Origin of the sequence: Ramlibacter sp. PS3R-8, assembly GCF_037572435.1 — a bacterium.
GTDB lineage: Bacteria > Pseudomonadota > Gammaproteobacteria > Burkholderiales > Burkholderiaceae_C > Ramlibacter.
Genome location: NZ_JBBHGT010000003.1, coordinates 676,164 through 688,442 on the forward strand (window position 1 = coordinate 676,164; position 12,279 = coordinate 688,442).

13 protein-coding genes are annotated in these 12,279 nt (G+C 67.1%); 7 read left to right on the forward strand and 6 right to left on the reverse strand.

Features of this window, described 5'->3' with window-relative positions:
- The first annotated feature begins 29 nt into the window (after window positions 1-29).
- The gene (aroD, locus tag WG902_RS14770; RefSeq protein ID WP_340060876.1) at window positions 30-806 is read left to right on the forward strand and encodes a type I 3-dehydroquinate dehydratase; all 777 of its coding nucleotides are present in this window, start codon (window positions 30-32) and stop codon (window positions 804-806) included.
- On the opposite strand, the gene WG902_RS14775 is transcribed toward aroD, so the two are convergent.
- Together WG902_RS14775 and mutL are read right to left on the reverse strand one after the other, a co-directional pair.
- Entirely contained in the window at window positions 793-1,638 is an 846-nt protein-coding gene (locus tag WG902_RS14775) for an alpha/beta hydrolase (protein ID WP_340060877.1), read from the reverse strand. The genes aroD and WG902_RS14775 overlap by 14 nt on opposite strands.
- Before the next feature lie 50 nt (window positions 1,639-1,688).
- Complete coding sequence (gene mutL / locus WG902_RS14780) at window positions 1,689-3,521, reverse strand: DNA mismatch repair endonuclease MutL (protein ID WP_340060878.1); 1,833 nt, start codon at window positions 3,519-3,521, stop codon at window positions 1,689-1,691.
- A gap of 35 nt (window positions 3,522-3,556) precedes the next feature.
- On the opposite strand from mutL, the gene WG902_RS14785 reads away from it, so the two are divergent.
- The 5 genes from WG902_RS14785 (at window position 3,557) to WG902_RS14805 (ending at window position 7,608) form a co-directional block, all read left to right on the forward strand.
- Window positions 3,557-4,213, forward strand: a complete 657-nt coding sequence (locus WG902_RS14785; RefSeq protein ID WP_340060879.1) for a VTT domain-containing protein — start codon at window positions 3,557-3,559, stop codon at window positions 4,211-4,213.
- Between the two features lie 177 nt (window positions 4,214-4,390).
- Window positions 4,391-4,579: a hypothetical protein gene (locus WG902_RS14790; RefSeq protein WP_340060880.1), complete on the forward strand. Its 189-nt coding sequence runs from the start codon at window positions 4,391-4,393 to the stop codon at window positions 4,577-4,579.
- A 46-nt stretch (window positions 4,580-4,625) separates the two neighbouring features.
- A complete protein-coding gene (locus tag WG902_RS14795; protein ID WP_340060881.1) occupies window positions 4,626-5,951 on the forward strand; it encodes an aromatic ring-hydroxylating dioxygenase subunit alpha in 1,326 nt (441 codons plus the stop codon).
- Window positions 5,948-6,424 carry an aromatic-ring-hydroxylating dioxygenase subunit beta gene (locus tag WG902_RS14800; RefSeq protein ID WP_340060882.1) on the forward strand — a complete coding sequence of 159 codons (477 nt, stop codon included), beginning with the start codon at window positions 5,948-5,950 and terminating at the stop codon, window positions 6,422-6,424. Before WG902_RS14795 ends, WG902_RS14800 begins: the two co-directional genes overlap by 4 nt.
- A 17-nt stretch (window positions 6,425-6,441) precedes the next feature.
- Window positions 6,442-7,608, forward strand: coding sequence for an FAD-dependent monooxygenase (locus WG902_RS14805; protein WP_340060883.1), 1,167 nt, complete (start codon window positions 6,442-6,444; stop codon window positions 7,606-7,608).
- Here the strand turns inward: WG902_RS14805 and WG902_RS14810 are convergent.
- The 4 genes from WG902_RS14810 to WG902_RS14825 all read right to left on the reverse strand — a co-directional run bounded on the left by WG902_RS14810 (window position 7,601) and on the right by WG902_RS14825 (window position 10,277).
- Entirely contained in the window at window positions 7,601-8,566 is a 966-nt protein-coding gene (locus WG902_RS14810; protein WP_340060884.1) for a Bug family tripartite tricarboxylate transporter substrate binding protein, read from the reverse strand. The two genes, WG902_RS14805 and WG902_RS14810, sit on opposite strands and share 8 nt — an antisense overlap.
- Window positions 8,567-8,776: 210 nt before the next feature.
- Complete coding sequence (locus tag WG902_RS14815; protein ID WP_340060885.1) at window positions 8,777-9,220, reverse strand: hypothetical protein; 444 nt, start codon at window positions 9,218-9,220, stop codon at window positions 8,777-8,779.
- A gap of 33 nt (window positions 9,221-9,253) precedes the next feature.
- On the reverse strand, window positions 9,254-9,667 hold the full coding sequence (locus WG902_RS14820) for a hypothetical protein (RefSeq protein ID WP_340060886.1): 414 nt from the start codon (window positions 9,665-9,667) through the stop codon (window positions 9,254-9,256).
- An 82-nt stretch (window positions 9,668-9,749) separates the two neighbouring features.
- The gene (locus tag WG902_RS14825) at window positions 9,750-10,277 is read right to left on the reverse strand and encodes an SLOG cluster 4 domain-containing protein (RefSeq protein ID WP_340060887.1); all 528 of its coding nucleotides are present in this window, start codon (window positions 10,275-10,277) and stop codon (window positions 9,750-9,752) included.
- Window positions 10,278-10,867: 590 nt separating this feature from the next.
- Here WG902_RS14825 and WG902_RS14830 point away from each other — a divergent pair.
- Entirely contained in the window at window positions 10,868-11,884 is a 1,017-nt protein-coding gene (locus WG902_RS14830) for an IS110 family transposase (protein ID WP_340060888.1), read from the forward strand.
- Window positions 11,885-12,279: the final 395 nt, after the last annotated feature.

Consider the following 12,279-nt stretch of genomic DNA (forward strand, 5'->3'; position numbering starts at 1 on the left):
CGGAGACCCCCTCCGTACAATCGGCGGGAATGGACCAACGACCCCTCTTCGTTCGAGGCAAACCCCTTGCAGGTGGCCATTTGCCGGCCGTGTGCGCGCCGCTGGTGGCCCGCACCCTGGCGGAGCTCGTCGCCGAAACGCGGGCCGTGGCCGCCAAGAAACCCGACCTTCTCGAGTGGCGCGTGGATTTCTTCGACGACATCGCAGACACCCCGCAGGTGCTGGCCGCTGCCGCGGCCGTGCGCAATGCGGCTGGAGGCGTCCCCATCCTCTTCACCCGGCGCGCGCAGCGTGAGGGCGGCCAGCCGATCCCGCTGGACGAGGACCAGGTGGTGACGATGTATGCGGCGGTCATCGCCTCCGGGGCCGTGGACCTGGTCGATTACGAAATGGACAACGACGCGCTTTCGCTGGCGCGCGTGCGCGACCTCGCCCACGCCGCCGGACTGCCGCTGGTGCTGTCGTTCCATGATTTCCAGCGCACCCCCTCCACCGAGCAGCTGGCCGCGCGCTTCGCGCAGGCGCACTCGCAGCGCGCCGACGTCGCGAAGGTGGCCGTCATGCCGCAGTCGATGGAGGATGTGCTCCGCCTTCTCGGCGCCACGCTCCAGGCCAGCGAAACACTGCCGATCCCGGTGATCAGCATGGCCATGGGCGGGTTGGGCGCGGTCAGCCGCGTGAGCGGAGGACTGTTCGGCTCGGCGCTGACGTTCGCGGTCGGTGCCGCGGCGTCCGCCCCGGGGCAGATGCCCATCGAGGACGTGCGGGCTGCCGTCGCCGTGTTGCGGCGGGCTACTTCAGGCTGAAGAAGTCCTTCAGCACTTCGCGGTACTTCGGCAGGCCCACGGCCATGGTGCTGAAGTGCGAACCGCCTTCCACCAGCATGAAGTGCTTGGGCCCGGTGGCCGCGTCGTAGAGGCGCCGGCCCAGGTCGGAGGGAATCAGCGTGTCGTTCTCGCCGTGAACCACCAGCAGCGGCGAATGCAGCTTGTCCACCTTCTTCACCGCGTCGAAGCGCTGCGTGATCAGCGGCGAGATCGGCAGCCAGCCGAACTTCATGGAGCTGGCGACGTCGGAAATGGAGGTGAAGGTGCCTTCGACGATGACGCCGCGCTCGTCGTCCACGCGAGAAGCCAGGTCGATCGCGATGGCGCCGCCCAGCGAGTGGCCGAAGACGAAGCGCTCGCGGCCGCCGTGCTGCGCCGCCAGCCACTTCCACGCGGTCCGCGCATCCTCGTACGCCATGTCTTCCGAGGGCAGGCCCTTGGAGGACTTGCCGAAACCACGGTAGTCGATGGCCAGCACCGAGAAGCCGAGTTGCTGCATGCGCCGGATGCGCGGCGCGGAGCCCGTGACGTTCCAGCGGGCGCCGTGCAGGTACAGCATCACCGGGCCGTTCTCGGCGTTCTGGCGCGCCGGCAGCCACAGGCCGTGCAGGCGCACGTCTTCCCCGGTGACCTCGGAGCGGAAATCGATCCAGACGTCCTCCATGCCTTCGGCCGCCACCGAGCTGGAGCCCCAGGAAGAGTCGCTGGGCTGGAAGATCCAGGCGCGCTGCCGCTCGTCCAGCGAGGTGCAGCCCATGCTGAGCGCCGTGGCCAGGGCTGCGATGCTCGCGATGAGGTAGCGGCGTTTCATTTCAGAGCCTGAGTCTCGGCCGAACAGGAAGTTCAGCCGTTTACCGGACTTTATCGTCCGCGCAGGAACAATGCATCGAGTTCACGCACCGTCACCTGGCGCCAGGTGGGCCGGCCGTGGTTGCATTGGTCGGAGCGTTCGGTCTCCTCCATCTGCCGCAGCAGGGCGTTCATCTCGTCCAGCGTCAGGCGGCGGTTGGCGCGGACCGCGCCGTGGCAGGCCATGGTGGACAGCAGTTCGTTGCGGGCGCGTTCGACGACGCTGCTGGCATCGTGCTGGGCCAGTTCGGCCAGGACGCTGCGTGCCAGTTCGACCGCGTCGCCCTGGGCCAGGGTGGTCGGCACGGCCCGGACAGCCAGCGTTTTCGGGGAGAAGGGGGTGACCTGCAGGCCAAGCAGCTCCAGCGTGCCCTGGTGCGCTTCGGCGGTGGCCAGTTCGGCCGGGGTTGCCGGGAAGGTGGCGGGAATCAGCAGCGGCTGGCTGCGGATCTCCTGCGCGTCCATCTGGGTCTTCAGGCGCTCGTAGACGATGCGCTCGTGGGCGGCGTGCATGTCGACGACGACCAGGCCCTGGGCGTTTTCGGCGAGGATGTAGATGCCCTGGAGTTGGGCGATGGCGCGGCCGAGGGGCCATTGGCCGGGGGTGGCCGGATTCGTGGCCGGATTCGTAGGTCGGGTTGCCGAAGGCACCCCGACACGATCGCCCGCATCCCCCCACGTCGGGGTGCCTTCGGCAACCCGACCTACGGGGGACCACAACGCGGCCAAATCGACTCGTTGGCCCACCTGCGGCACGAATGGAATCGCCGGCTGGTGCCACGCCGGCTGCGGCATTGCTGCCGCGGTCGGCGACACGGGCGCGACCGCTGCATTCCCCGCCCTCGGCGCCGACAACGCCACCTCCACCGCCCTGCGCACCGCCTGGTGCACCTCGCGGCTGTCGCGGAACCGCACCTCGATCTTGGTCGGATGCACGTTCACGTCCACCCGCGCCGGGTCCACCTGCAGGTGCAAGGCATACACCGGTTGCCGGTGGCCATGCAGCAGGTCCTCGTACGCGCTGCGCGCCGCATGGGTGATGACCTTGTCGCGCACATAGCGGCCGTTGACGTACGCGAACTGCCAGTCGGCCCGCGAGCGCGCCGCATCGGGAATGCCCGCGCGGCCGCTGATCCGCACCGGCCCGACGGCGGTCTCGATCGCCACGCTTTGCGCCAGGAAGTCGTCCCCCAGCACGTCGGCCAGGCGCTGGTCGGGCGTGCCGGGCCGCCATTGCTCGCACAACTTGCCTTCGTGCCAGACGGTGAAGCCGATGTCGGGCCGCGCCAGCGCGTGGCGGCGCACCGCCTCCACGCAATGCGCGAGCTCGGTGGCATCGGTCTTCAGGAACTTGCGGCGGGCGGGGGTGCTGTAGAACAGCTCCTTGACTTCCACCGTGGTGCCGGTCGCGCGGGCGGCGGGCCGCAGCTCGCCGCTGCTGGAGTCCAGCAGGAAGGCACTGGCCTGGCCGGCCGTGCGCGACAGCAGGTGCAGCTCCGACACCGAGGCGATGGCAGCCAGCGCCTCGCCGCGAAACCCCATGGTGCCGACCGATTCCAGGTCGGCCAGCGAGGCGATCTTGCTGGTGGCGTGGCGGCGCAGCGCCAGCGGCAGCTCCTCGCGGGCGATGCCGCAGCCGTCGTCTTCCACGCAGATCAGGCGCACGCCGCCCGCCAGCAGGCGCACCGTGACCTGGGTGGCGCCCGAATCCAGGGCGTTGTCGACCAGTTCGCGCACCACCGACGCCGGCCGCTCCACCACCTCCCCGGCCGCGATCTGGCTCACCAGCTCGTCGGGCAATTCCCGGATCGGACGGCGCGGCAGGGGGGAGAGCACGGCACTCATGGTCGAGGCATTGTAGGCAGTGATAATCCCCAGCCATGGACATGGCCCTGCTGCTCGTCGACTTCATCCTGCACGTCGACCGCTACCTCGAGAACTTCGTGACGAATTACGGCGCCTGGGTGTATGCGCTGTTGTTCCTGATCATCTTCGTGGAAACCGGGGTGGTGGTCATGCCGTTCCTGCCCGGGGACTCGCTGCTGTTCGTGGTGGGCGCCCTGTGCGGCGTCGGCCTCATGAGCTATCCGGTCGCGGTGGGCCTGCTGTGGGCGGCGGCCGTGCTTGGCAACCAGAGCAACTACACCGTCGGCCGCTACTTCGGGCCGCGCGTGTTTCAGTGGGAGAACTCGCGCTTTTTCAACCGGCGCGCGTTCGACCAGGCCCACGCCTTCTACGAGAAATACGGCGGCATCACGATCGTGGTGGCGCGCTTCATGCCGTTCCTGCGTACCTTCGCCCCGTTCGTGGCGGGCGTCGCCCAGATGACGCGCAGCAAGTTCACCCTGTACGACGTCAGTGGCGGCGGGCTGTGGGTCGGGGGCATCGTCACGGCCGGCTACTTCTTCGGCAGCCTGCCATGGGTGAAGGAACACCTGGACAAGATCATCTGGGCCACCATCCTGATCCCGGGCGTCCTCGTGCTGCTCGGGGCGTGGCGGGCCGGCCGCAAGGCCAAGCCGGCCGCCCAGGCCTGAGCCGCCCTCTGGCCGGCGTCGGGGTCGCTGCGCGAACCCGACCTACGGTGCGGATCGGTCTCGCGTAGGTCGGGTTCGCGAAGCGACCCCGACACCCTTCAGGGCGGCTGCGGACCGCTCCTACACTGCGCGCGTCTGTGCGGTCTTAGATTGGGGTGGTTGAACAAGGAGACCCCCATGCCCAACGATTCCACCACCGACAACTCCAAGCAGCTCGGCAACCTCCCGCCCGACCAGCGCCCCGCCGGCAACGAGCAGCAGCAACAAGGCGCCGGCGAGCCGCCGCCCGGCCTGAAAGACCGGGACGCCAAGACCAGCAACAGCTACGGCAACACCCGCGAGTCGGGCGAGACGCCGAAGCGCTGACGCCCAGCGCCGCGGCGCGACGCGGCTGTCGCGCGATACTAGCGGCATGAACGCGCCCGAAACGCTCTCCCGCTGGGCCGGCACCGGGTCCAGCCGCGTGCCCTTCTGGGCCTATACGGATGCGCAGCTCTACCAGCAGGAGCTGCAGAAGATCTTCTACGGCCCGCACTGGAGTTACGTGGGGCTGGAAGTGGAGATCCCGAACGTCGGCGACTTCAAGTTGACGTGGATCGGCGAGCGCCAGGTGATCCTGGTGCGCGACCGCGTGGCGCCAAAGGATCGCGGTACCGACCACGGCATCCGCGTGGTGGAAAACCGCTGCGCCCACCGCGGCGTGCGCTTCTGCCAGCAGCCGCACGGCAATGCACGTAGCTTCGTCTGCCCGTACCACCAGTGGACGTACAAGCTGAACGGCGAGCTCGCAGGACTGCCGTTCAAGGACGGCGTGCCGGCGGTGGATGCGAACGGCCAGGCCTGCGTCAACGGCGGCATGCCGGAGGGCTTCGACGTCAAGCAGCACGGCCTGACCCGCCTGCACGTCGCGGTGCTGCACGGGCTGGTGTTCGCCACGTTCAGTGAAGACGCGGAACCCTTGGACGCGTATCTCGGCCCGGACGTCATGCCGTGGCTAGACCGCATCTTCTCCGGCCGCAAGCTCAGCCTGCTGGGCTACAACCGCCAGCGCATTCCGGGCAACTGGAAGCTGATGATGGAGAACATCAAGGACCCGTACCACCCGGGGCTGCTGCACACCTGGTTCGTCACCTTCGGCCTGTGGCGCGCCGACCAGAAGAGCCGCATGGTGATGGACGCACACGGGCGTCACGCGGTGATGGTCTCCAGCCGCAACGAGGGCGGCGCGAACAAGGCGGTGACACAAGGCGTGACCAGCTTCAAGGCGGACATGGCGCTGAACGACACGCGCCTGCTGGACGTGGTGCCGGAGCCCTGGTGGAAGGTGGACGATCCGTCGAATCCGGGCACGCCGATCACGCCCAGCGTCACGATGATCACGCTGTTCCCGAGTCTCATCATCCAGCAACAGGTGAACTCGCTGTCCACGCGCCACATCGTGCCGCGCGGCGAGGGCGAGTTCGACTTCGTCTGGACGCACTTCGGCTTTGCCGACGACAGCGAGGAGATGACGCGCCGGCGCCTGCGCCAGGCCAACCTGTTCGGGCCGGCCGGCTTCGTCAGCGCCGACGACGGCGAGGTCATCGAGTTCAGCCAGCGCGGCTTTGCCCAGTGGGGCGAGGACGGCAGCACGCTGTGCGAACTGGGCGGTACCGGAACGGGCGGCACCGAGCACATGGTGACCGAGACCTTGATCCGCAGCATGTACGCCTACTGGCGCAAGGTGATGGGGGTATGAGCGAAGCGCTGCTGCTGCAGCTGGAGATCGACCAGCTCAATGCGCGCTATGCAGCGGTGCTGGACGAACGCCGGTTCGACGAATGGCCGGACTTTTTCCTGCCCGATGCGAAGTACACGGTGCAGGCGCGCGAGAACTTCGACCGCAAGCTGCCGCTGGCGCTGATCGCGCTGGAAAGCCAGGGGATGATGAAGGACCGCGTGTACGGCATCACGCAGACCATCTACCACGGGCCTTACTACACGCGGCATGTGGTCAGCCCCGCACTCGTGCAGGGCGAAAACGAAGGACGCATCCGCGCCCAGGCCCATTACGCGGTGTTCCGCACCCGGCCGGGCGATGCCAGCGAGGTCTACAACGTGGGCCGCTACATCGACGAGATCGTGCGCACGCCCGACGGCCTGAAGCTGGCCAGCCGGCTGTGCGTGTACGACAGCGAGATGGTGCTCAACTCGCTGATCTACCCGATCTGAGCCTTATCATCCCCGGCATGACAACGCGTCCCAGGGTAGTGATCGTCGGCGGGGGCATCGGCGGGCTCTTCGCAGCGAATGCGCTCGTCGCGCACGGCATCCCCGTTGCGGTTTACGAGCAGGCCGCCGAGCTGGGTGAAGTGGGCGCAGGCGTCTACATCACGCCCAACGCAGTGCGCCACCTGGAGCGCATCGGCCTCGGACCCGCCGTGGCCAAGTGGGGCGCGCGCGTGGGTGCGGCGTCCTCGTATTTCCGCCACGACGGCACCCGGATCGCTCCGGTGCAGGTGACCGATGCGAAGGGATGGAATGCGTGCTTCGGCATGCACCGTGCGGACTTCGTGCAGCTGCTCGCGGCCAAGCTGCCCGCAGGCGTTGTCCATACGGGTCACCGCGCCGTCGCCTTCGAGCAGGATGCCGACCGCGCGCGCGTGACTTTCGCCAACGGCGCAACGGCAGAAGCCGAGGTCGTGGTCGCGGCCGACGGCATCCACTCGGAGCTGCGCCCCCATGTCTTTCCGCCGTCCAAGCCCGTCTTCCACGGCACCATTTCCTATCGCGGCCTGATCCCGCGCGAGCGCCTGCCGCATTGGCCCACGGACCGGTGGGAGATGTGGGCCGGGCCTTCGAAGCATTTCCTGGTGTTCCCGGTGCGGCACGGCACGATGGTCAACTACGTCGGCTTCATGCCGACGGACGAGGAGATGAAGGAATCGTGGTCGGCGCCGGGCGACCCGGAGGTGCTGCGCCGGGAATTCGAAGGCTGGGACTCGCGCATCGGCGAAGTCCTGGCGCAGGTGGACAAGACTTTCCGCTGGGCGCTGTACGACCGCGAGCCCTTGCCGGGCTGGACCCGGGGCCGCTTGACACTGCTGGGCGACGCGGCGCATCCCATGCTGCCGCACCTGGGGCAGGGCGCCAACCAGTCGATCGAGGATGGCATGGCCCTGGCCACCATCCTTTCGCAGACCGATGCGGCGGCCATTCCGGCGGCCCTCCTGGCGTACGAGGGGCTGCGCCGCGAGCGCGTGGCGCAGGTGCAGCTCGGTGCCCGCAAGCATGGGTTGCGGGTGGATTCGGCTTCCGGCGACCTGGCGACGCGCGATGCCGAATTGGCCGCCCATGCGGAATTCCGCAAGCAGCTTTACAGCTACGACGTGGTGCCCCTGGCGCGCCTTACTTGACCAGCCCGGACTGGCGCGCCATGTCGCCGACCCGCTTGAACTCGTCGCGAATTTCCATCGCCTGCTGCTCCGGCGACGCATAAGCCTGCACGATGCCCATCGGCGCGAGCCGGGCCGTGATGGCGGGCGACTTGACCGCAAGCTCGATCGCCTCCACCAGCGCCTTCCTCGCCGCGTCGGGCGTCCCGGCGGGCGCGAGGAAGCTGAACCAGACGCCGAAGAGGTCCTCGCGGTAGCCCAGCTCCTTCAAGGTCGGAATGTCCGCGAACTCGGGCGCGCGGCTGGACGTGACGACGCCGCGGAAGGCGCCGGCCTTCATCTGCGTGCTCAGCGCGCCCAGCGCCAGGACGGCGCCCTCCATGTGACCACCCCGCAAGGCGGTGACCACCGGCGCCGCGCCGTTGTGCGGGATGCCGACGAGATCGGCGCCCGTCATGGCGTTGATCAGGCGGATGCAGAAATCTCCGACCGAACCCACACCGGGATGCCCGATCCTCACCTTGCCCGGGTTCTTCTTGGCGTAGTCGATGAACTCGGCGAACGTCTTGTACGGCGCGTCGCTGCCCACCACCAGCACGCTGGGTGTACGCGTCGTCAGCCCGAGCGGCACCAGGTCGCGCAGCGGATCGTACGCGGCCGACTGCGGGTCGAGCACGACGCGGAAGGTCAGGGCGCTGTTCTGGGCGAACAGGATCGTCTGGCCGTCCTTCCTGGCCTGCATGACGCTGTTGGCCGCCACGGCGCCGCCGGCGCCCGGCCGGTTGATCATCACTACCGGCGTGTTCAAGTGCCGTGCCATCTCCTCGCCCATGGAGCGCGCGGTGACGTCCGCCGCGTCACCTGGCGCGAGCGGAACCACGACGTTGATCGGGCCGGCGGGGAAGGCTTGGGCGAGCAAGCACGCGGGCGGGCATGCAAGAGCGATGGCGAGAAAGAGTCGGCGGGCGAGGCGTTTCATGGCATCCACTCTGCACCTTCGCGAGCAGGGGTGCATGGGGGATTACGCGGTCAGCCCATCGCAACCGAAGGGTGCCAGTAGGCCGGCGGTGAGCGCGCAGCCGAACCCCGGTACCTGGGCGCGCAATGGTCTTCAACGCAGAAGACGCGGAAGAAAGTCAAAAGACGCAGAAAAAACAAGGAAGGATTCTTCTGCGCGATTCGCAAGTCGTCATGGACACGCCATCCTGGACGCCTCGGTTTCAAGCCGAATCGCCACTGTCGCCGGCACAGGCTCCGCGGGCTGCAGATTGATCGCGATCCTGAGTCGATCACCGTCAACCTGGTACTCGTACTCGCGGGTCGAACCGATCAGGCTGGTCCGAAACGTGCTGCCGGTCATCGTTGCCGAATAGACATTGGGGCGGTCCACGCGATACCGATAGGTACTCGTGATCGTCCCGATCGTCGACAAGCAACTCGATTCGAACTGATCCTCCTTGAACTGGAGGGTGCAACGCCCCGACGTGTCTTCGCCCGTCGAGCCGCTCTTGAAGTGCTGGACGATCTTCACGGCCCGCCAACATCCCATGAGGGAGCTGTCAGGAACGTCCGCATGGCTCCACGGCGAAACCAGAGCCAGGCAGAAGGCGAAGGGATGCGCTAACAACTTCATGGATACAGGACCTTGCAGCGCCAGGTGTGCGCGCTAACGGACAAAGAAGGCCACCGTGCCGACGACCACAAGTGCCATGGCTGCGAGCGTGGGAATGACCGGCGTTTTGGCGCCCGGTGCAACGCGACGCAGCCACAGGACGACGTACAGGATGGGGAAGATGACCGCCATGAAGGTCGTGAGCGCCGCCCAGGCTGCCCAAGCCTCGCCGCGCTGCAGGGGAATCAACAGCCACAACATTGCGCTGCCGCAGCCGACCAGGCCGGCACCGGCGACCTTGAGCATGCCGATGATGATGGCTTGAAGGCGAGGCTCCAGCGCTGCCCACGGCTTGCCAAGCACTTGCGCGTGGTAGGGCATGAACTCGCGTGTCAGCAGATAGCGGACGCCGAAAGCCAGAGCGAGCAGGCCGGCCAGCGCGAACGCGCAGAGACTTATGAGTTGCATGGGGGGTGGCTCCGGGGTCGCTGCGAGATTCTACGCAGTGAGGTCGGTGGGATCACCAGTGCCAGTCGCGCGAATGAACGCGTCAGGCCGCATTCCCTCCGACCAATCCAAGACCGCGGAGATGCAACTTCAGTTCAGCGACAGTGCCCCATGGGAGGATTGGAGAGTTCGCCCGGTCGTCGGGGGGATGGGACGGCAGCTCGTCGGACCAGCCACCGCAGCCAACCAGCGGTAGCAGGGGCCGCTTGTGCAGCCAGGCCAGGTGAACCTCGGACTTGGTGCCCGCGCGACCACCAATGACGATGCAAGCATCGCCGGCCAACGCCATCAAGAGGTTGCGGGCATCTCCCATGCCGCACGGAACAACCACGGTGGCAGGCCAATCCGGAGGAGGCATCTCGGCAGGCGGAACGATGCTCAGCACCTGTCCTTTTGCTTGAATGGCGCGCTCGGCCGCGACCCTGGTTGCAGGACTGCCGCATCCGCTCACCAAGGTGATGCCGAGGACAGCCAACGCCTCGCCGGCTGCGCCGGCAAGTTCGTAGGCACGTGTCCCGGGCTCGGCACTACCGAGCACGCATACCTGGGGCTTGCGGTGGGAATCGGTCATAGGGGGCCTAACGTGGGAAATGACCGGCGAGCCATGGGCGGGCGAAGCCCGCCGCGAGAACGTCTGCGCCGATTGATCCGCTAGCGCGCTGGACCGGGCCAGCGATCGCCCGCCTTGAATGGGAAGAGGAGTTCACCCGATTCCTGCGCATAACAGTAGTTTAGGCCCAGCCCTGACATGATCGTCCGTATGGCCGGAGGGCGAGAGTACACACTGATGTCCATCAGAGTCTCGTCCGGTTGACCAAAGAGCGATATTTCAAACGCGTTCTCCTCCCGGTCGAAGGAGCCGGAGCCAAAAAGCAGGCCGCTCGATTCCGTCCAGCGAAGTTCCCCCAGGACTCGTTCGAGTGCGGCTTTGACCTCGTCGCGGCTACCTAGCGGCTCACGGTGCTCTCGCTCCCACGTGGACAAGGGACCGAGTCCCTCGACGGCGCGGAAGAGGCTGAGGCGGAAGGGCATATTGATTTCTGCGCGCTAACGAATGAAAGGGACTTCCCCGTCCCGAACTAGCCGCATTGCGGCAATCGGCATCAAAGTGCCACGATGGGAAGTGCGAAATCTCATCAACTCGTTCGAAAGGGGAAGTCCATGGCCATTGTCACTCTGGGAATCGATCTCGCCAAGAACGTGTTTGCCCTGCATGGGGTGGATGCGACAGGCAAGCCGGTGCTAGTGCGTCCGAGCGTCGGGCGAGGCAAATTGGTGGAAGTTGTCGCCGCATTGCCGCCCTGTTTGATCGGCATGGAAGCGTGCTCCGGCGCGCACCACTGGGCACGCCTGTTCGAGGCGCACGGCCATACGGTGCGGCTGATGGCGCCGAAGTTCGTGACCCCCTATCGCCTGTCCGGCAAGGCAGGCAAAAACGATGCCGCCGACGCTGCTGCGATCTGCGAGGCGGTCACGCGCCCCTCGATGCGCTTCGTGCCGGCCAAGAGCCTGCAGCAGCAGTCTGAGCTGCTCGTGCACCGCGCACGTCAGGGCTTCGTGCAGCAACGCACCGCCACCATCAACCGCATCCGTGGCCTTCTGTCGGAGTTCGGCGTCGTGCTACCGCTCAAGGCCGCCACGGTGCGACGCGAGGCTCTGCACCGGCTGGAGGATCTTCCAGGTTGGGCAAACACCGTCGTCGGCGATCTGCTCAGTGAGGTATCGCGCCTGGACGAGCGCATCGCGCAGTACGACCTCCACATCGAGCAGATCGCCAAGGCGAGCGCGCCGGCGCGCCAGCTGATGCAGTTGCCCGGCGTCGGCGCCACCACCGCAACGGCGTTGGTGGCCATGATCGGCCGCGGCCAGGAGTTCAAGTGCGGCCGGCAGCTGTCGGCCTGGTTGGGCCTGGTGCCGGGCCAGTACAGCTCGGGCGGCAAGCAGCGATTGGGCCGCATCACCAAGGCGGGCGATCCGTACCTGCGCATGCTGCTGATCCTGGGCGCGCGCTCGGTGCTGCAGTCGGCCAAGGACAGGACAGATCCGGTCAGCCGATGGGCCGTGCAGTTGGCCGCGCGTGCGGGCTACTGGAAAGCGATCGTGGCGATCGCCGCGAAGAACGCCCGCATGTGTTGGGCCGTTCTTGCGCGAGGAGAAGCATTCCGGCTGCCCGTCTGAAGGCGCAGCTGCAATTCACCGCGTGATGTGCAAGCGTTGATGTGATGTGAAGGTTGGACCTGCGCGGGGAGTGCCTGGTCAACTCCAGGAGACGGCTGCAAGGCCGTGCTCGGCTAACGATTGAGGCCCCCGCGTGCGTCTTTCATCAGGGTCCGCAGCACTCGACACGCTGCACCAGTGACCGGTTGTAGTCTCGCTGTCCGCACCCTTCGCAACACAGCTTCGCACACCGGCACGTCATTTGACAGAACGTCACCTTGCCTCTAATCGAGGCAGGATCAGGAACGTCTTGACAGGTGGGGAAGCCCTTGTAGTTGGAGTTGACCGGCACGCAGCGGCATTGCGCCGCGAGGCGTACGCTCACCAGCACGCCTCGCGGCGCAATGCCGCTGCGT

Coding starts and splice junctions, on each gene's coding strand:
- aroD (WP_340060876.1), top strand. CDS start 30: ATGGACCAACGACCCCTCTTCGTTCGAGGCAAACCCCTTGCAGGTGGC.
- WG902_RS14775 (WP_340060877.1), bottom strand. CDS start 1,638: ATGAAACGCCGCTACCTCATCGCGAGCATCGCAGCCCTGGCCACGGCG.
- mutL (WP_340060878.1), bottom strand. CDS start 3,521: ATGAGTGCCGTGCTCTCCCCCCTGCCGCGCCGTCCGATCCGGGAATTG.
- WG902_RS14785 (WP_340060879.1), top strand. CDS start 3,557: ATGGACATGGCCCTGCTGCTCGTCGACTTCATCCTGCACGTCGACCGC.
- WG902_RS14790 (WP_340060880.1), top strand. CDS start 4,391: ATGCCCAACGATTCCACCACCGACAACTCCAAGCAGCTCGGCAACCTC.
- WG902_RS14795 (WP_340060881.1), top strand. CDS start 4,626: ATGAACGCGCCCGAAACGCTCTCCCGCTGGGCCGGCACCGGGTCCAGC.
- WG902_RS14800 (WP_340060882.1), top strand. CDS start 5,948: ATGAGCGAAGCGCTGCTGCTGCAGCTGGAGATCGACCAGCTCAATGCG.
- WG902_RS14805 (WP_340060883.1), top strand. CDS start 6,442: ATGACAACGCGTCCCAGGGTAGTGATCGTCGGCGGGGGCATCGGCGGG.
- WG902_RS14810 (WP_340060884.1), bottom strand. CDS start 8,566: ATGAAACGCCTCGCCCGCCGACTCTTTCTCGCCATCGCTCTTGCATGC.
- WG902_RS14815 (WP_340060885.1), bottom strand. CDS start 9,220: ATGAAGTTGTTAGCGCATCCCTTCGCCTTCTGCCTGGCTCTGGTTTCG.
- WG902_RS14820 (WP_340060886.1), bottom strand. CDS start 9,667: ATGCAACTCATAAGTCTCTGCGCGTTCGCGCTGGCCGGCCTGCTCGCT.
- WG902_RS14825 (WP_340060887.1), bottom strand. CDS start 10,277: ATGACCGATTCCCACCGCAAGCCCCAGGTATGCGTGCTCGGTAGTGCC.
- WG902_RS14830 (WP_340060888.1), top strand. CDS start 10,868: ATGGCCATTGTCACTCTGGGAATCGATCTCGCCAAGAACGTGTTTGCC.